Genomic DNA, 18,813 nt, shown 5'->3' with positions numbered 1-18,813 from the left:
ATATCCTTGCACTCCCTGATGAAGCGGACCCGTGATGAGCCTGACTCCCGTTCGATTGCACAGCTGGCTGCGACTGCAGCGCGAGGGCGTGCCCATGGCCGCCCGCGCCGACGCCCTGTGCCGGGCATTGCAGGATTGTCCCGAAGTCCGGCGGGCGGTCTACCTCAGCTGGCAACCCCAGGCGGGTATCTACAGCCACGAAGGTGCCGCCCAGCATTTTCCTCCGGGGCAGGGTGATCCGGCGCTGGCCAGCGACCAACTGTTATTTGAAGCGTTGGTAGACGCGGGGCGCCTGGACTTGGCGCAGGTGCGTCAACTCGACTGCTGGCTGGCCGGGCGTTTGCGTCGAGCCGCGATCAGCCATGGCCAAGTATTCGACCTGGCGTTGCAGCCGGGGCACGCGGGTCTGTTGTTGGTAGAGGTGTGTGAAGGGGTGAGTTTTGACTGGCTCGGCTGGGTCCGCGATTTGTTGACGACCCTGCTCAGCAGCGTCAACGGCATGCTGCGTGGTTCGCCGCTGTTGGGGCACGATCCGCAACCGGGGTTGCTTCTCGATGCACAGGGCCGTCCGTTGGAATTCAATGCCGCGCTGATGGCGTTGCTGGCTGAAAAACCGTTGACCGATGTGCTGGGTTTTTTACCGGTCAATCACCGGGTACTGGTCCGCGCGTGCCTGGACCAGCAGCGCGCCATTGAAGGTGTCGAAGCCCAATTCGAGGCGCAGATTCTGATCTGGACTTTTATCCCCGATCCCCAGGACAACCGGGTGCTTGCCCGCTGTCGCGACGCCACGACCCAAGTGCTGGCCGAACGTGAAGCGGCTACTGCGCGGCGGCTTTACCGGCTGATTATCGAAAACACCACCGACCTGATTTCCCGGCACACGCCGGACGGCTGCTTTCTGGATGCCTCGCCTGCTTCCTGGACGTTGCTTGGCTATTGGCCCGAAGAACTGCGGGGGAAAATGGCCCAGGGCCTGTTCCATGGTCAGGACCTGGCCAGCCTCATGCAGCGCGCGCGGGATGCACTGGAGCAGGACGGTTACCACACGATGACGTACCGCATTCGTCATCGTGACGGGCATTACCTTTGGTTTGAAACCGCGAGCCGGGCCATTCGCGAAACCTACACCGGCGCCGTGGTGGAGGTGGTCAGCGTCTCGCGGGACATCACGGGCCGGGTCCAGGCCGAAGAGAACAAACGTCGGCTGGCCGAAGTGGTTGAGGCCAATACCGACCCGGTACTGTTCATCGACCCTGAAGGGCACATCACCTACCTCAATCCGGCGGCGCGGCGCATCCTCGGGATCGACGAGCAACAACCGATGCCGACAGTGGCCGAGGTGTTTGCCAGCGCAGACCTGATACGCCTGCAACGCGATGGCTGGAGTGGTGCCGAGCGTCATGGCGTGTGGAGCACGGATGCGCGTTTGCAACCGCGGGGTGGCGGTAGCTCGGTGCCGGTGTCGCTGGTGTTGCTGGCCCATCGATCCGCCGGTGGTGAGCGCTACTACTCCCTGGTGGCGCGGGACATGACCGAACGCGAGTTGCGAGAAACCCAGCAGCGTCGCCACCAGGACGAACTGGCGCATACCGCGCGGCTGGTCACGCTGGGTGAACTGGCCTCGGGCATTGCCCACGAGATCAACCAGCCGCTGGCCGCCGTGGTGAACTATGCCAATGCCAGCCAGCGGTATTTGCAATCCCTGGACTCCAATCCCCAGGCGGGCGAACGCGTGGCCCAGGGCCTTGAGCGCATCACCCATCACGCCACCCATGCGTCCGAAGTCATCCGGCGATTGCGCGGGTTTCTGCGTAAGGGACAGCGGCGCATGCAGGCGCTGGACATTGCCGACGTCGCCCGTGAAGCCGTGCGTTTGTGTGCCTGGGAGGCGAGCAATTGCCAAGTGACAATCGAGGATCGACTGCCGGATAATCTGCCGCCGATTTATGCCGACCGGGTGTTGCTGGAACAGGTCCTGCTCAACGTCGTGCGCAACGCCATTGATGCCAATCGCGAGCAGCATCCCGGCCAGCCGTCATCGATCGTGCTGGCTGCGGGGCAGGGCAGCAGCGCCACCGTGGAAATCAGTGTGCAAGACCAGGGACCGGGTGTCAGCGAGTCCGAACTGGAGCAGATTTTTACCCCGTTCTATACCAGCAAGCCTGATGGCCTCGGTCTGGGACTGTCCATGAGCCGCAGCATCATCGAAGGCTTCGGGGGCGCGCTCCAGGCGCAGCGCCAACCTGGCGGCTTGCTGATGATGTGCCGTTTGCCGCTTGCCGGCCCAACAAAACAACAACAGGAATAATGCAATGGCAGGTGCGACGGAGCACGTGGTGTATGTGGTCGACGATGACCAGGGCATGCTCGATTCAACGGTCTGGCTCCTGGAGTCCGTCGGTCTCAAGGCACTGGCGTTTACCAGTGGCGTCGAGTTTCTCGATGCCTGCGATGCCAGTCTTGATGCCTGCGTATTGCTCGATGTGCGCATGCCCGGCATGGGCGGCCTGAACGTGCAGGAGGAAATGCGCCTGCGCGCGCTGGACCTGCCGATCATCTTTGTCAGCGGGCATGCCGACGTGCCGATCGTGGTCCGCGCTTTCAAGGCCGGCGCCCATGACTTCATCGAAAAACCCTACAACGAACAGTTGCTGCTGGACAGTGTGCAACAGGCGCTCAGCAACTGCGCAGCCAAGCGCTCGGGCAGTCCCGGTCATGACGCCCTGCAAGCCCGCTTGTTGACGTTGACCCCCCGGGAGCGCGATGTGCTGTTGCCGCTGGTGCAGGGTTACACCACTCGTGAAATTGCCGAGCAACTGGGCGTGAGCGCCAAAACCGTCGATCTCTATCGCTCACGGGTGATGAAACGCATGCAGGCCACGACCTTGCCGGACCTGGTGGGCATGGCCATCGCCGCCGAGCTGATTGATCCGCTGAAATTGCGCTGACACCTCGCTTTTTCAAACCAACGTCTATGCTGGGCTAATCGCTTCACCGAGCGTTGTCCCGACCAGCATGGAGGTTTGCTTCTATGGTGCCCTCACCGGTAAACGAAAAGGCGTTCTCCCGCACCCTGCTTGATGTGCTGATTCGTGCAGGGCTGATCACGGTTCTGGTGCTGTTCTGCTTCGAGATCTTCAGCCCGTTCCGCGACCTGATGCTGTGGTCGTTGATCCTGGCGATCACGCTTTATCCGCTGCAGACCTGGCTGATGGGACGACGAGGGAAAAAGCCCGGATTTGTGGCGACGCTGATCGTTCTGATCGCCATTCTGATTTTGTTGGTGCCGATTTACCTGATGGGGACTTCGATTGCCGACTCGGTCGAGCACGCCATGGTGATCGTCAAGGAGGGCGGTTTCCATGTGCCGCCACCCGCGCCATCAGTGGCCGACTGGCCGTTAGTCGGCAAGCCGCTCTCTGACCTGTGGTTGCAGGCGTCGACCAATCTTCCCGACCTGACCGCCAAATACATTCCGCAAATCAAGCACGTCTCCCTGGGCCTGCTGAGCAAGCTCGCCGGTGTCGGCATGGGTTTTCTGATGTTCATCGTTGCGTTGATCATCGCGGGCATCTTCATGGCCTACGGTGAAAGCGGCAGCCGCAGTGCGGTGCAGATCGCTTCGCGCCTGAGCGGTCCGGTCAAGGGCCCGAAAATCGCCGAACTGTGCACCGCAACCATTCGCGCGGTCGCACTCGGGGTGGTCGGCATCGCCTTTATCCAGATGCTGCTGGTCGGCCTCGGCTTCGTGTTCAAAGGTGTCCCCGGTGCCGGCCTGCTCGCATTGGCCGTGTTGCTGCTCGGTATCATGCAATTACCAGTGAGCTTGATCACGATCCCTGTGATTGCTTTCGTCATTGCCACTGAAGGTGCCACCACCGGGACCATTACCTTCTCCATTTACGTGTTCGTTGCAGGCCTCGTCGATAACGTGCTCAAACCCTTGCTGTTGGGGCGCGGCGTTGATGTACCGATGCCGGTGATACTGATTGGCGCGTTGGGCGGCATGGTCACCAGCGGGATTATCGGGCTGTTCATCGGGCCGGTGGTGCTGGCGGTGGGGTATCAGTTGTTCTGGCAGTGGGTGCAGGATCGTCCGGAGGACGCAGGCACGATTTAACCGTAGACAGGCGCGTTGGTCTGGAGTGGCTGACCGCCTCACATTCTTTAAACCTTCTGATAAAGCACAGTGTCGATAACTGGAGACCACACACTTTGCCGGAAAGAGGGAACGTCTATGATCGGCGTTGTGATACCTGCCCATAACGAAGAAAGACACATCACCGCCTGCCTGTCGTCCATCCTGACTGCCGCCAGGCATCCGGGACTTTTGGGGCGGGAGGTCAGGGTGGTGGTCGTTCTGGACGACTGCTCGGACGACACGGCCAGCCTGATCTGCGGGATGGACGTCAGCGCGGTCAATGTCTCTTTTCAGAACGTCGGCAAAGCCCGAGCGACCGGGGCCGAAGAGCTGCTCCGCGCTGGCGCGCAATGGCTGGCGTTTACCGATGCCGACACCGTGGTGCCACCCGACTGGATTGCCCGGCAACTCGACTTCATGGCTGACGCCGTGTGCGGCACGGTGGAAGTGGACAGTTGGGCCGAGCATGGGGAGACCGTTCGCTCGCATTACATGGAGTGCTATCAGTTCGTCGAGAACCACCGGCACATCCACGGTGCCAATCTGGGCCTGAGCGCCACCGCGTATCGCGAGGCCGGAGGTTTCCAGCATCTGGCGGCCCATGAAGACGTTAATCTGGTGGCGGATCTTGAAAAAATCAGCGCGAATATTGTGTGGACAGCGACCAACCCGGTGGTGACCAGTGCACGCAAGGATTTCAAATGTCGCGGGGGATTTGGCGAGTACCTGGCTTCGCTGAGTGTTCAGATGGGGTCGGCTAATGTACTGTCCCCGCCACTTTAAAACTTTGCTCAAGCGCAGTGCAGCGGAAAATAGCGCTCTCCGTTGGGCTTCGGTTTTCTCCGTACACCTAAGTTAGTTGATGTCGTTAAGGAAGCAAGATGCAATCGCACGATTCAAACGTTGGAAAAACCCGCCTTCAACCGTTATTTGACGCATGAATCGATCGCTGTTTGTTTCCCTCGATGGGCCCAAGGGCACCGGCAAAACCACACTGCTGGAAGCCGTGACGAAAGCATTGAGGGCAGACAACAAAAAGGTGATTCGGCTGTGCGAGAAAAAGAGCGATCCCTACCGGGGTGAGACCATGGCCCTCGTTAACAGGCTCGTCAGACATCCCGGTCGGGATCTGGAGTGGGCGGTTTGTGAGCGCTTCGCTGAAAGCCGTGCCTGGATTTCCCGCCACGTGCTGCCTGAACAGCCAGCTGACAGCATCATCCTGATCGATCGCTGGTACCCGTCTGACGCCGCGTTTCGCCGGCTCGTCCCATTTGCAGACATTCTGCAGTTGAACCTTGATCGAAACGTGCAAGTACCTGACCTGCATGTCGGCGTGGTCACTGACCCCGAAATTTCATGGGCGAGGGCCGCGGCACGAACCCGTGGATTGGGCAGTACGGTGATCCATAACCTGCAAGAGCAGGTCGCTTGTACCCAGGCGTTCGAGCGAGCGGTTGCGGATCAGGGTTGGGTGTTATGTCGTAATGAAGGGACGATCGAAGAGGCAACGGCGCAGGTGGTTTCCGAGATTCATGACGTCCTTCGGACTTTGCAGCCCATGTAGCCGCTGGCGCCTGTGGCGAGGGGATTTATCCCCGTTCGGCTGCGTAGCAGTCGTAAAGACCTTGGGGCCGCTGCGCGACCCAACGGGGATAAATCCCCTCGCCACAAGGTAGCCAGCGGCTATAGGGGATAGTCCCCTTACGTCCCATTTACAGACATTCTGCAGTTGAACCTTGATCGACACGTGCAAGTGCCCGACCTGCATGTCGGCGTGGTCACTGACCCCGAAATTTCATGGGCGAGGGCCGCGGCACGAACCCGTGGATTGGGCAGTACGGTGATTCACAAACTGGAAGAGCAGGTCGCTTGTACCCAGGCGTTCGAGCGAGCGGTTGCGGATCAGGGTTGGGTGTTATGTCGCAATGAAGGAACGATCGAAGAAGCAACGGCGCAGGTGGTTTCCGAGATTCATGGCGTCCTTCGGGCTTTGCAGCCCATGTAGCCGCTGGCGCCTGTGGCGAGGGGATTTATCCCCGTTCGGCTGCGTAGCAGTCGTAAAGATTTTGGGGCCGCTGCGCGACCCAACGGGGATAAATCCCCTCGCCACAAGGTAGCCAGCTGCTATAGGGGATAATCCCCTTACCATAAGGTAGCCAGCGGCTATAGGGGATAGTCCCCTTGCCACAAGGTTGCCAGCGGCTACAGAGGATTCATCCCCTCACCGCAGGTCCCAGCGGCTACAGGGGATTGTGTCCTTAACCGAGTGCCTACTTCCTTCTTTTCGTCGCCGGTTTTTTCAGTTCGAACATCAGCACTGAACGCCCGGTCACCTGATACTCATCGCCAAAAGAAAACAATTCGCCGGGGTCGAGATCTGCTTGGTTGGTATCAAGCTCAAGCACCCATTGTTTGCCTTGGGGGACTTCCGGGAGCTTGAAACTCACCACATCGTGGTGCGCGTTTACGATGATCAGCAGCGAATGATCGACGCCTTCACGGCGAATGCCGCTGGTTTGAGTGCGACCGTCCAGCAGGATGCCCATGCAGCGGTTGTTGCCGTCCTGCCACTGCTCCATGCCCATTTCTTCACCGTTCGGCTGAATCCAGCTCACGTCTTTCACACCCAGGCCTTCGTCATACTCTCCGGTGAAAAAGCGATTGCGACGCAGCAGGGGATAGCGATTGCGCAGATCGATCAAGTACCTGACAAACTCCTGGAGCTCGCTGCTTTTCTCACTCACGTTCCAATCGACCCAGCCGATCTCACTGTCCTGGCAATAGGCGTTGTTGCTGCCACCTTGGGTGCGGGCAAATTCGTCGCCGGCCAGGAGCATGGGGGTGCCTTGGGAAAGGAACAGCGTGGCCAGGAGATTGCGCATCTGCCGATAACGCAGCTCGATGATCGCAGGGTCTTCAGTCGGGCCCTCGACACCACAGTTCCACGACCTGTTATCGGAGTGCCCGTCACGGTTGTCTTCGCCATTGGCCTCGTTGTGTTTCTCGTTGTACGAAACCAGGTCATTCAGCGTGAAGCCATCGTGGGCCGTAATGAAATTTACGGAGGAGGCGGGCTTGCGGCCGCGTCGATTGAACTGATCACCCGAGCCCAAAAATATCTTGGCAAAGTCACCGAGCATTTCGTCGTCGCCTTTCCAGAACGCACGGGAAATGTCCCTGAACTTGTCGTTCCACTCCATCCAGCCCGGCGGGAAATTGCCGACCTGGTAACCCCCGGGACCACAGTCCCAGGGTTCGGCGATCAGCTTCACCTTGGCGAGCACCGGGTCCTGGCGACAGGCATCAAGGAACCCGCCACCTTCGCTGAACCCGTCTGGTTCCCGAGCCAGAATAGTGGCCAGGTCGAATCGAAACCCGTCCACGCCCATCTCCGAGCTCCAATACCGCAAGGAGTCGGTGACCATCTGCAAGACGCAAGGGTGGCTCATGTTGAGCGTGTTGCCGGTACCGGTGTCATTGATGTAATAGCGGGCGTCGTCGGGCATCAATCGGTAGTAGCTGGCATTGTCGATGCCCTTGAGTGACAGGGTCGGGCCCATCTCGTTGCCCTCGGCGGTGTGGTTGTAGACCACATCCAGAATCACCTCCAACCCGGCCTTGTGGAAACGCGACACCATGACTTTGAATTCGCCGATGGACTGGCCTGCCATGTAGCGAGCATGGGGAGCAAAGAAGCCCAGCGTGTTGTAGCCCCAGAAGTTGCGCAGGCCTTTTTCCAGCAGATGATTGTCATCGAGGAAATAGTGCACGGGCATCAATTCCACCGATGTCACACCCAAAGAACGGATGTATTCAACGACATCATTTTGATGGAAGGCCGCAAAGGTGCCGCGTTCAGATTCCGGCACCGAGGGGTGGCGCATGGTGAAGCCGCGGACATGGGTTTCATAAAAAACCGTGTTTTCCCATGGCACGTTCGGCTTTGCCGTATTGCCCCAGGTGAACGCAGGGTCGATGACTCTGCAGCGGGGCATGAACGGTGCGCTGTCACGTTCATCAAATGACAAATCGCCGTCCTCATGGCCGACGGTATAGCCGAACAAGGCATCGTCCCATTTCAGCTCACCGGAGATCTGCTTAGCGTACGGGTCGATCAACAGTTTGTTGTGGTTGAAACGATGACCGTTGGCCGGCTCGTAGGGGCCATGCACTCTATAGCCATACAGCGTCCCTGGGCGGGCGTCAGGCAGGTACCCATGCCAGATTTCGTTGGTGAATTCAGGCAGCACGATGCGCTCGATTTCTTCCTGGCCGTCCGCGTCGAACAGGCACAGTTCGACCTTCGTGGCATTGGCGGAAAAAATGGCAAAGTTGACACCTGACCCGTCCCACGTCGCGCCGAGCGGATAGGGCAGGCCCTCGCTGACGCGGCTGGCGGGACGTTCCTGGCTTGATGCACTGTCGCTCGCTGTTTGATCAGACATGATCAAGCACTCCGAAGAAGAATTAGGTTGGATGAATGACCAACGCGGTCTATCCATAGAAGCTCGGGGTGCGTAACAGTTCAGGATATTTTCAGGGCTTGTGCTGCGTACTCGACGCGGCATCTTCCTGGATCGCGACCTTCGGGCTTATCGATCCATGGGTTGCAATTCGTCTTGAGCATTGACGTCGTTATGCGCTTACGCATTGAGTGAGCAAACACTGTGGCGAGGGGATTCATCCCCGTTCGGCTGCGAAGCAGTCGTAAAACCTGCAACTGAGGTGTATCAGGTACACCGCGTGTGATGGTTCAACGACTGCTGCGCAGCCGGACGGGGATGAGTCCCCTCGCCACGAGTCACTTAAATCGAATGGCTGTAAAACAACGAGTAGGATTCAATACCATCGTTTGGTTGTTTAATGCCGGCATTGGAATAGTGAATGGCTCTTACACCGACGCGCTGTGTATCGCCAATCTTCAAACCTGCGCCGAGCCGATCTTCAAAGTTGAAGGAAGATCCAAACTGCTGATCACCCGCACTCGTTCCGGAGAACAGGGCGACACCTATACCGGCTTCAATAAACGGCTTGATATTGCCCTGGCCGAACTCGTATACAAACACCGGCGCGAAAGACAAGGAATGACGGCCGCCAGCTTCCTCTCCCGATTCCCAGTAGGTGTAACCCAAGTCCCAGTAACCGGTTAACTTGCCAGTAGAACTTTGCATCCAGGATTTATCCCAATCGAAACCCAGGCCCGCTCTGGCCGTCATGCCGCCTTGACTGGTAGCGCCAATGGCACCTGACAATTCAGCGGCCTGTACGCCCAATGTCACACAGGAAAGTAGCAGTGCAGCAGTCACTAATTTTTTCATCTTGTCTGTTCGTATTGGTTTAAGTTCTGGATTAAAAGGTGCTGTTGCCCCTTGTGCACGATCAGGCAAAACGCTGTTTAAAAGGTTCAAAAAATCTCGGAAAAATAATTGTTCTACAATGCAAGTAGTTCTTAACTAGCGCTCTGCATAGTTTGCAATTTAAAAATGTACTAAATAGATAGCGATACGACGTTCAATCATCATGCGCGACTTCTTAGTTCGAGTTTGGCAGTTCATTACCCGAGTGTGTAACGTTCGAACTGAGGAATTTAACGGAGGTCAAAAAAGTCAGATTGTCGTCCAGCGATGCCGCAAGGGGCAGGTAGGGCTTCTCGACGATTGCGCTGCCATCGGACGATTTCCACGCAGCGCGAAAGCGTCTGCCTATCGTAAAAAATGCCGCTCAGCTGGCCGGTTTCCCGTAAGGATTTTGGCGAGACAGCGGTTGAGATAAACGAGCCCGTAAAAGTTTTCAGTCAGGGGTTGATTAGCCGACGACTGGGGATCAATCAGTCCGAGCGGCAGTAGCAAACGCCGTCTGTCGCGAGTTACCGATCTTTATAAAATTTTAGAAAGGGCAGCAGCTTCAGATGACTGTGGGCGCCGCATTCGGTGAATCACCGAATGAGTATCGACGCCTTTCAGGCCTGAGGAGATTCGTCATGTTCCTACATAACAAACGACTTCAATACACCGTGCGCGTGGCCCAACCCAACCCGGGGTTGGCCAATCTTTTACTTGAGCAATTTGGCGGGGCCCAGGGTGAACTGGCGGCTGCGTCGAGGTACTTCACCCAAGCGTTGGCTGAGGATGATCCAGGCAGAAAGGATCTGCTGATGGACATCGCGACCGAAGAGCTCAGTCATCTTGAGATCGTCGGGTCGATCATCGTGATGCTCAACAAGGGCGCCAAGGGTCGATTAGCCGAAGGCGTTGAAGAAGAAGGCGAACTGTACCGTGCAATCAACGGTGCGGGTAACGACTCGCACATCACCAGCCTTTTGTACGGCGCCGGTGCGCCGCTCACCAACTCCGCCGGCGTGCCATGGTCTGCCGCCTACGTTGACACCATTGGTGAACCTACCGCCGATATGCGCTCCAATATTGCCGCCGAAGCACGGGCCAAGATTGTGTACGAGCGGCTGATGAACGTCACCGATGATCCAGGCGTAAAAGAGGCGCTCGGGTTTCTGATGACCAGAGAAATCGCGCACCAACTGTCCTTCGAAAAAGCCCTGCACTCCATTCAGCCCAACTTCCCCCAAGGCAAGCTGCCAGGCATGCCTGAATTCACCAACGTCTATTTCAACATGTCCCAAGGCGCTGAAAGCATGCGTGGGCCATGGAACGAAGGTGACGACTGGGATTATGTGGAAGAGCCAGCCCCCGCAGTCGACGGTGGGGATGGCACTGCCAGTGTCGAGTTGAGCGCAGAAGATGAAGAACTGCTGATGGCGATGAAAGCTCGAACGATGTCTGATCCTGAAAGCAATCCCATCACCGGGGCCGATCTGGGTGCAGGTGCCCAAGGGCGTGAAGACGCGTGATGAGGTGCACCGCACGCCACTATGGCGTGCGGTGTTTGCGTTTTTCAAACAACGAGGTGAATGAAAATGAATGGGCATTCCAAGGGCGTTTCTTCGGATTCGGCAGAGGGTTTTGCCATGCTGTTCAGCAGCACGGCAATGTCGTTTGAGAGGGAAGCAAAGCGCCTGTCGAAGCAAATCCTGACGGCGACATCGAGCAGTTCTCGCAAGCGTTTCAATGGCAAGTAGGAGGCCACATGTCTGAACCATCAACGCCTGACAAAGCATCGTGGAACTCCGGGTTTGACCTGGAAAAAAGCGGCGGGTGGATGGGTATCGTTTTCTGGTCAACGCTGGTCGGCGTCAGCGTGCTATTGCTGATCAGCGGATACAGCGCCTTTACCGGGGCAAATCGGGTCAACCTGCACTACGCCGTTCTGGGGGGCTTGTCCGGTTTTGGCGCAACGGCACTCGGTGCCGTGGTAGCGGTGGTCCTGCGTGATATCACCGCACGGACTCAAGACACCATGCTGGGCTTTGCGGCCGGCATGATGCTGGCTGCGAGCTCCTTCTCACTCATCCTTCCAGGTATCGAAGCGGCCCGGGCTATTTGCGATAACAAGCTGTTAGCCGCGTGTGTCGTAGTGGCCGGATTGGGGTTGGGTGTCGCACTGATGATTGGACTGGAGCGGTTTGTCCCCCACGAGCATCTGGAGAGCGGACGCAAAGGCCCGGACGCTCAGCGCTTCAATCGCGTATGGCTTTTCGTCCTGGCCATCACGCTGCATAACCTGCCCGAGGGCATGGCCATCGGGGTCAGTTTCGCCAATGGGGATATGAAGGTGGGCTTGCCGTTGACCACGGCGATTGCCATTCAGGACATTCCGGAAGGCCTTGCTGTTGCGTTGGCGTTGCGAGTGACCGGCATCTCCGCACTGCGCGCCGCGTTAATCGCTATCGGGTCAGGATTGATGGAGCCGCTTGGTGCAGTCGTCGGCCTTGGCATTTCTTCAGGTTTTGCGCTGGGTTATCCCGTTGCGTTAGGGCTCGCCGCGGGGGCAATGATCTTTGTGGTCTCCCATGAAGTGATTCCCGAGACGCACCGTAACGGGCACGAAACCTATGCGACGCTGGGCCTGATGTTGGGGTTCGGGGTCATGATGTTTCTGGACACGGCATTGGGTTGAGGCGAACGCATCCCGTCGATTCGCCTCAACGTAACGCGCAGTCTAATGAACTGCCCCAGTGCTGCCGTCCAGGCCGCCAATGTCGTTTGCAATGTACGCACTCATGACGTTGAAACCTCCGTCCAGTCCAGCGTCGCGGATGCGCGCCACCTGACGTCAGTCACCCCATATTTTTCAGCCATGGGTTTAGACACGACCTTCAGCGGCGGTCGTCCCGGTTTGGGTATGGGCGCTAACCCTGCATCACAACTCGCCCAATGCCAGGCGTCCACATTGCGCATCGTCTTCGTCCGGATGATGAAGGACTTCGGCTCGCCGTGGAGCTTGTATTCAATGACGAAAAGATCAGTGTTCATGAGGTCCTCCTTATGCTCATGGACAAAAGAGTGAGTACGTCAAAAAAAATTCAAAACGTTTTCGGGGTAATCGCAGGCGCCTGAGTTTTTTGGCCTTTCCTGTTTTTTTGTCATCAGCAAACGTCTTCTTTGTGCAGGATTTGCACCTCTGGTCATCCCCTGTGAACCTAATCCGGGGTCCTGGTCTCCATCTAGAAATATCCGCGGAATCCCGACGCCATGAACTCGTTTAAAAACATGCTCACACCGCATCAGGAGCAAAAATTTCGCACCCTGGGTTCGTGGCATCGCGCGCTGGAAAACTGCGCCCTTCGCATGGAATGTCCTGACGCCTACCATGAAGAATTACTTCGTTTGGCGGACGAAATGGATAGGCAGCGCATGATTAGCTGGCAGGAGTGGCGGGACTTGCGACGGGAGGCCGATCAAGCTTATTTGCGAGCGGTGGCGGGGGAGGACTATCACCCTGGGACGTAGGCATCGAGTTCACCGCACAATCATGCCGATGCCGCATGGATACGACCTGTTTGTACTGAAAGCGTCAGCGCAACGAACTTCATCCGTTGTTTTTAGTCGATCAAACACGAGCTTCATCAGAGCAACCGACAGGTGTCCGTTCGTGGGCTGTTGCAAGCGACACACGAAGTGTCGGATACCCTAATAAAAAAGGTGATGACGATGAATTGTCTTATCTGTGTAGGTGTCGCTCAGCGCATTCAATGCGCAGGCCCATGGGAGGAAAGAGACTGTCCGGACTGCGGGCGCTACCGGGTTTCGGATGAGCTCATCTTGACGCTGATGGAGCAGGGACAGATTTTCGACGTGAGTAAAACCAGAAGCTGGCTGGCTAGCCAGCGTATTGACGGGTTCATTCCTTCAATCGAGGTCCATGAAGCGTTGCTCGTGCCTTGATTGTGCGGGTCGCTGTCTCTTTCATGCGAGAGGCGGGGAAGGTTGTTTTTTAGAGTGCATGCCGATTTATCAATACTGGCTTTCGGCCAGCTCAGCTAGACTTGCGATCAGCGCTACTTCCACCTGCGCCCTGTGAGACGTCATGATCGCCCATACCCCCACGCTGTTTGCCTGTGTCGCATTAGTGGCGACGATCATGGCGTTTTGTCTGATTCTGGTCGGACAGTTCAACCAGCGTGATGGTTTGCTCACCATTGGCTTCGGTTTATTGGCGCATGCCTTGGCCTATGTGGGCTACACCTTCTACGGTCATGCGCCGTTATGGTTTACCTATGGCGCTGCCAACACACTGCTGGCGGTGGCGCTGGCGTTTTATGGGGCCAGCGTGTTCCGGATTGTCGAGTTGCCAGTCTCCTGGTGGCGGGTATTCGCTCCGGCGGCCTTGATGCTGGTGTTGATGGTCAGTCTGATCGATACCCTGGAACCGCGAATGCTTGCTGCCACGATTGTGTTGATGGTGCAGTGTGCATTGATCATCTACTGGACTCGCCGCTACATCCCGGCCCAGGGACGTGCACGTGTGCTGTTGATCATCGGGGCGAGTATCAGCCTGATTGGCTTGGGCATGCGGGTGGTGGCGGTGTTCGGCGGAGGTGCTGCCGAGATGCGCTATGACGTCAGCAACCTCAAGCAGACCATCTCGGTCAGCATCGGCACTTTTACCGCGATGATGATTTCTCTCGGGCTGGTGCTGCTGTCCAAAGAACGCAGTGAGTCCTTGCTTAAGCATCTGGCACTGCGGGATGTGTTGACAGGCATTCTCAATCGTCGTGCCATCCTTGAGCAATTCTCCACAGAGCTGGAACGCTCACGCCGCGACAATGCTTACCTGGCCGTGGCCATGATCGATATCGATCACTTCAAACAGATTAATGATGTGCACGGTCACCTGGCCGGTGATGAAGTGATTTGCCACTGCGTTAACCATCTCAGTCAGCGCCTGCGTCATTCCGACAGCATGGGGCGCTATGGTGGCGAAGAGTTTCTGCTTTTGCTGCCTGACACCAGCCCTGAAGGCGCCATGACCGTTCTCGATGAGCTGCGCGCTTCTCTGGCGGAGGCACCGGCGCAGTATGGTGATTCAAGCATCCCGCTGCGCATCAGTATCGGTGTGTGCTGTGTCATTCCAGACGAAGACGATACGACAGCCAGCCTGATTGCCCGGGCGGATGAGGCGTTGTACGAGGCTAAGGGGTTGGGGCGTAACACCCTGCGACTGGCGCCAAATGGCCCCGAACACAGTGAAGCTTCGCTTAGCGGTATGGGCACGATCTTTAACGGTTAGGGCCCGGTGGAGAAGGTCTTGGGGCGCCCAACCACACGGCTGGGCGCCATTGGGCTCAGCCCTTGTGGTGACTCTCCGCCAGCCCGTAGACGGCGGTGTCGATGCCTTCGAAGCGCGCTTTCAGCTGCAGCGCCAGGTACAGCGAGTAATGCCGTGACTGATGCAGGTTGCCACCGTGGAACCAGAGGTTTGCCTGCTGTGTCGGCTTCCACATGTTGCGCAATTCGCCCTCGTACGGACCAGGATCATTCGTGGTCCCGGAACCCAGGCCCCAGCAGCGACCAACCTTGTCAGCGACTTCCTGGGAAATCAGCTTCGCCGCCCAACCATTCATGGAACCATAGCCCGTTGCGTAAACGATCAGATCAGCCGGCAGTCGGCTGCCATCGTTGAGCAGGACGGCGTCTTTTTCGATGCGTTCGACACCCAGGCCTCGCGCGCTCTTGAGCTTGATTGTGCCGTTAGCGATCAGTTCTGAAGCGCCGACGTCGATGTAATAACCCGATCCGCGGCGTACGTACTTCATGAAAAGCCCCGAATCGTCGTCACCGAAGTCGAGCATGAACCCGGCCTTGGCCAGACGCTCGTAGAACACCTTGTCGCGCTCCTTGATGGCGTCAAAGACCGGCTGATGAAAGCTCGGCATGACCTTGTACGGGATCGATGCGAACAGCATATCGGCCTTGTCCGTGGTCAACCCCGTCTCCAAGGCATCTTCTGAGTAGAGCCCGCCGAAGACGAGGTCCATCAGACTGTCGGAGCGCACGATGTGGGTGCTCGAACGTTGCACCATGGTCACCTCGGCGCCGTTCTCCACCAGGTCGGCACAGATGTCGTGAGCCGAATTGTTCGCACCGATGACCACCGCGCGCTTGCCACGCCAGGCGTCTCCACCAGGATGGCGACTGGAGTGATGTTGCTGACCCTCGAAAACCTCGGCACCCGGATACGCAGGGATGTTGGGCACGCCGGACATGCCGGTGGCGAGGATCAACTGGGTCGGCTGCAAGGTGACGGGCTCGCCATCGCGCAGCACTTCAACTTTCCAGGTGCCGCTGTGGTTATCAAAGCTGGCGCTTACGCATTCCGTACGCGGCCAAAAATTGAGCTCCATGACTTTGGTGTACATCTCCAGCCAGTCGCCGATCTGGTCTTTCGGTGTGAAGACGGGCCAGTGATCGGGGAAGGGCAGGTAAGGCATGTGGTCATACCAGACCGGGTCGTGCAGGCACAGCGACTTGTAGCGACCGCGCCACTGATCGCCGGGACGCTCAGCCTTATCGACGATCAGGGTGGGCACGCCCATTCGCTTGAGCCGCGCAGCGAGGCCCAGCCCGCCTTGGCCACCGCCGACGATCAGGCAATAGGGTTGGGTGGTGATGCCCAGCGACGCTTCTTCATCCCGTCGGCGCTCCAGCCAGTTGCGCTTGTCGGCATGGGCGTGACCATGATTGGCCCCCATCGGACGACGGCGGCCGCTGGTTTCTTCAAAGCCTTTGAGCTCGCGCATGGTGGTCAGCAGCGTCCAGCACAGGCCTTCTTTCAGACGCACATAACCTTTGCCTCGCGCCGCGTCGGTCTCCAGGCTGATCCAGCCTTCGAGCACGCCGTCTTTCAGCGTCGCCTCACCTTCCACTTTCCACCCTTGAGGGCGAGTCTGGTCGAGGCGTGTTTCAAGCATGTCGCGCAGCGCAGGCTTGCCTTCCAGGGTCACCAGGTTCCAGCTGAACAGCAGCAGGTCGCGCCAGTAACACTCGTCGGCAAACAGTTCGAGTGCGCCGTCCACATCACGTTGGGCGAGGCGCTGGCCGAGCTTTTCGACCCACGCCGCGAGCTGTTCAGTTGGCGTTTGCACAGGTGATTCGATAGCAATGTTCATGAGCTCTCCCGTTCTTGTTGTTTTTGTAACGACTGACACCATGGCAAGTCCCGGGCCATCTTCGCGAAAGCCCCATTGCAGAGCGGCTGCCGACGTTTGATCGAGGGATTGGCTCGAAACACTGTCACGGATTCGGGAACGGGGGATGACAGAGTGTCACTCGGCGCAATGAGCACTCGTGGCGGGCTTTTCATATAAGCTTCGATCAGCCCCCGTGTCCTCACCGTAGCGGAGAACAAGAACAATGAAGCCGGCCTTGATCAACGCCCATGCACAACAAGTGCTCCAAGCCGTGCAGGGCAGTATTGCCAGCCACAGCGCTGCTGCTGACCTGGCGATCACACGATCCTGGCGCCGTTGCCTGGATCAGTACCAGCTCGATCCCGCCAGCCGCCGCGCGCCTAACGTGGTCGAACAACCCCGTTTGCAGGATCACCGTGCGCCGCTGGAACACATCATTGCCGAGGCGCATTGGCAGATGAGCAGTTTGCACCAGCAGCTCGGGCGTGACGGCCATGTGGTGCTGCTCACCGATGCTCGCGGCGTGGCGATCGACAGTGTGTTCAACGAGTCCGAGCGCACCGAGGTGCAGCGTTCCGGATTGTGGCTGGGCTCCGTCTGGAGCGAGGATTACGAAGGCACCAATGGTGTTGGCACCTGCCTGGTCGAGAGGCAGCACGTCACCATCCGGCGTGACGAACATTTTCGTGGCAAGCACGTCGGCTTGACCTGTTCAGCCAGCCCGATATTCGATGCGAGCGGCGAGTTGCTCGCGGTGCTGAACCTCTCTTCGGTGCGAGAGGAGCACAGTCTTCAGAAACACTTCCAGGCCATGGCGCTGACCAACCTGTCCGCCAAGTTGATCGAGAGTTGTTTTTTCCTGGGGCATGATCCTCAGCGCTACTTGCTGCGTTTCCACCCTGAGGCCGGCTTCGTTGGGCTGTTGGGTGAAGGCCTGCTCAGTTTCGACGAGAGTGCCCGTATCTGTTCAGTCAATCAGGCGGCGCTGGACCTGTTGGGACTCAGCCGCGATCACTTGCTCGGGCAATCGCTGACAACGCTTCTGGAAACGCCTATCGAACAGGTGCTGAGTCAGGCCAGCGCACAGCCGAGTGTCTGCTGGCCTGTGCGCCTGGTGGACGGGCGCTTATTTTATGGACAGTTGCGTGAACCCTTGCGCCAAGCGCCTTCAGTTATTCCTGCTATCCCCAAAATCGACGACGTGCGCGTCTGCCTGGAAGACCCGCGCTTGCAACGCGGTTTTGCGCGTGCGCTCAGGGTTCTGGAGCGTGACGTTCCGGTGTTCCTGAAAGGGGAGACCGGCACCGGCAAAGAAGCCTTTGCAGCGGCACTGCATCGCGCCAGCACTCGCGCGAACCAGCCTTTTGTGGCGATCAATTGCGCGGCCATTCCCGAATCGCTGATCGAAAGCGAGCTGTTCGGTTATCGCGGCGGGAGCTTCACTGGCGCCCGCAAGGACGGGATGATCGGGAAGCTGGAGCAGGCCCATGGCGGCATTCTGTTCCTGGATGAGATCGCCGATATGCCGCTGGCATTACAGACCCGCTTGCTGCGCGTGCTGGAGGAACGCCAGGTCGTGCCGCTGGGAGGTGCGACGGCAAAACCCCTCGACGTACGCCTCATCAGTGCCAGCCACCAGGATCTGCAGGCGTGTGTCGCGGATAAGCGTTTTCGCGAGGATCTGTTCTATCGGGTTGCCGGATTTGCCGTGGAGCTTCCAGCGCTGCGGGATCGTTCGGACAAAGGCAGTTTGCTCGACCTGCTGCTGCGCGAAGAGGCGGCGGGTGCCCGGGTTCGGCTGGATGCGGGTGTCAGAGAACGCCTGCTGACGCTGCCTTGGCCGGGAAACGTCCGGCAGCTGCGTACGTGTCTGCGCACCCTGGTCGCGCTGGCAGTGGAGGGGCGTATCACGCTGGACGATGTGGCGGAGTTGTTGCCAACAGAGGCAGTTGCGGCGGCCGAAAATCCACTGGGCGTTTCCGAGCGTCAGACCCTGCTGACCCTGATTGAGGCGGAACACTGGCATATCGCCCGTGTTGCCGCGCGCCTGGGGATCAGCCGCAATACGCTCTATCGCAAACTGCGCCACCACGGTATTTCACGACCTGGATGAAGCTGGGTGTCG

Annotated in this window: 15 protein-coding genes and 1 pseudogene; 11 read left to right on the top strand and 5 right to left on the bottom strand. The window is 58.3% G+C overall.

Annotated elements, in window-relative coordinates; all coding sequences use genetic code 11:
- Positions 1–34 precede the first annotated feature (34 nt).
- From H7698_RS25595 to H7698_RS25570, 6 genes and pseudogenes are all read left to right on the top strand, one after another.
- Entirely contained in the window at positions 35–2,311 is a 2,277-nt protein-coding gene (locus H7698_RS25595) for a PAS domain-containing sensor histidine kinase (RefSeq protein ID WP_194693186.1), read from the top strand.
- Positions 2,312–2,315: 4 nt separating this feature from the next.
- Entirely contained in the window at positions 2,316–2,951 is a 636-nt protein-coding gene (locus H7698_RS25590; protein WP_162438058.1) for a response regulator transcription factor, read from the top strand.
- 83 nt (positions 2,952–3,034) lie between these two features.
- On the top strand, positions 3,035–4,123 hold the full coding sequence (locus tag H7698_RS25585) for an AI-2E family transporter (protein WP_194693185.1): 1,089 nt from the start codon (positions 3,035–3,037) through the stop codon (positions 4,121–4,123).
- A gap of 117 nt (positions 4,124–4,240) precedes the next feature.
- A complete protein-coding gene (locus tag H7698_RS25580; RefSeq protein WP_194693184.1) occupies positions 4,241–4,927 on the top strand; it encodes a glycosyltransferase in 687 nt (228 codons plus the stop codon).
- A 154-nt stretch (positions 4,928–5,081) separates the two neighbouring features.
- The gene (locus H7698_RS25575; protein WP_194693183.1) at positions 5,082–5,708 is read left to right on the top strand and encodes a dTMP kinase; all 627 of its coding nucleotides are present in this window, start codon (positions 5,082–5,084) and stop codon (positions 5,706–5,708) included.
- Positions 5,709–5,849: 141 nt separating this feature from the next.
- Positions 5,850–6,149: pseudogene (locus H7698_RS25570) on the top strand (thymidylate kinase); the annotation flags it as partial.
- Between the two features lie 265 nt (positions 6,150–6,414).
- Here the strand turns inward: H7698_RS25570 and glgX are convergent.
- Together glgX and H7698_RS25560 are read right to left on the bottom strand one after the other, a co-directional pair.
- Positions 6,415–8,589: a glycogen debranching protein GlgX gene (gene glgX / locus H7698_RS25565; RefSeq protein WP_162438054.1), complete on the bottom strand. Its 2,175-nt coding sequence runs from the start codon at positions 8,587–8,589 to the stop codon at positions 6,415–6,417.
- Positions 8,590–8,949: 360 nt separating this feature from the next.
- Positions 8,950–9,462 (bottom strand): acyloxyacyl hydrolase, encoded by a 513-nt coding sequence (locus tag H7698_RS25560; protein ID WP_194693387.1) that lies wholly within the window; start codon positions 9,460–9,462, stop codon positions 8,950–8,952.
- 662 nt (positions 9,463–10,124) lie between these two features.
- Between H7698_RS25560 and H7698_RS25555 the strand changes: the two genes are divergently transcribed.
- Complete coding sequence (locus H7698_RS25555) at positions 10,125–11,009, top strand: manganese catalase family protein (protein WP_194693182.1); 885 nt, start codon at positions 10,125–10,127, stop codon at positions 11,007–11,009.
- 44 nt (positions 11,010–11,053) lie between these two features.
- Here the strand turns inward: H7698_RS25555 and H7698_RS25550 are convergent, their stop codons facing one another.
- Positions 11,054–11,245: a hypothetical protein gene (locus tag H7698_RS25550; protein WP_194693181.1), complete on the bottom strand. Its 192-nt coding sequence runs from the start codon at positions 11,243–11,245 to the stop codon at positions 11,054–11,056.
- Positions 11,246–11,317: 72 nt separating this feature from the next.
- Here H7698_RS25550 and H7698_RS25545 point away from each other — a divergent pair, with 72 nt between their 5' ends.
- Positions 11,318–12,175: a ZIP family metal transporter gene (locus tag H7698_RS25545; RefSeq protein ID WP_328803774.1), complete on the top strand. Its 858-nt coding sequence runs from the start codon at positions 11,318–11,320 to the stop codon at positions 12,173–12,175.
- 101 nt (positions 12,176–12,276) lie between these two features.
- Here the strand turns inward: H7698_RS25545 and H7698_RS25540 are convergent, their stop codons facing one another.
- Positions 12,277–12,531 carry a DUF6555 family protein gene (locus H7698_RS25540; protein ID WP_162438049.1) on the bottom strand — a complete coding sequence of 85 codons (255 nt, stop codon included), beginning with the start codon at positions 12,529–12,531 and terminating at the stop codon, positions 12,277–12,279.
- Between the two features lie 219 nt (positions 12,532–12,750).
- On the opposite strand from H7698_RS25540, the gene H7698_RS25535 reads away from it, so the two are divergent.
- Together H7698_RS25535 and H7698_RS25530 are read left to right on the top strand one after the other, a co-directional pair.
- Positions 12,751–13,008 carry a hypothetical protein gene (locus H7698_RS25535; protein WP_194693179.1) on the top strand — a complete coding sequence of 86 codons (258 nt, stop codon included), beginning with the start codon at positions 12,751–12,753 and terminating at the stop codon, positions 13,006–13,008.
- 577 nt (positions 13,009–13,585) lie between these two features.
- The gene (locus H7698_RS25530) at positions 13,586–14,788 is read left to right on the top strand and encodes a GGDEF domain-containing protein (RefSeq protein WP_194693178.1); all 1,203 of its coding nucleotides are present in this window, start codon (positions 13,586–13,588) and stop codon (positions 14,786–14,788) included.
- Positions 14,789–14,843: 55 nt separating this feature from the next.
- Here H7698_RS25530 and H7698_RS25525 read toward each other — a convergent pair whose 3' ends face one another.
- Positions 14,844–16,667 carry an NAD(P)/FAD-dependent oxidoreductase gene (locus H7698_RS25525; protein ID WP_194693177.1) on the bottom strand — a complete coding sequence of 608 codons (1,824 nt, stop codon included), beginning with the start codon at positions 16,665–16,667 and terminating at the stop codon, positions 14,844–14,846.
- 244 nt (positions 16,668–16,911) lie between these two features.
- Between H7698_RS25525 and H7698_RS25520 the strand changes: the two genes are divergently transcribed.
- Positions 16,912–18,801 (top strand): sigma-54-dependent Fis family transcriptional regulator, encoded by a 1,890-nt coding sequence (locus H7698_RS25520; RefSeq protein WP_194693176.1) that lies wholly within the window; start codon positions 16,912–16,914, stop codon positions 18,799–18,801.
- Positions 18,802–18,813 lie beyond the last annotated feature (12 nt).

This window comes from Pseudomonas sp. p50(2008) (genome assembly GCF_015351605.1).
Taxonomy (GTDB): Bacteria; Pseudomonadota; Gammaproteobacteria; order Pseudomonadales; family Pseudomonadaceae; genus Aquipseudomonas.
Note: the sequence above shows the minus strand (reverse complement) of the source record. Positions and strands in the feature narration are given on the sequence as shown.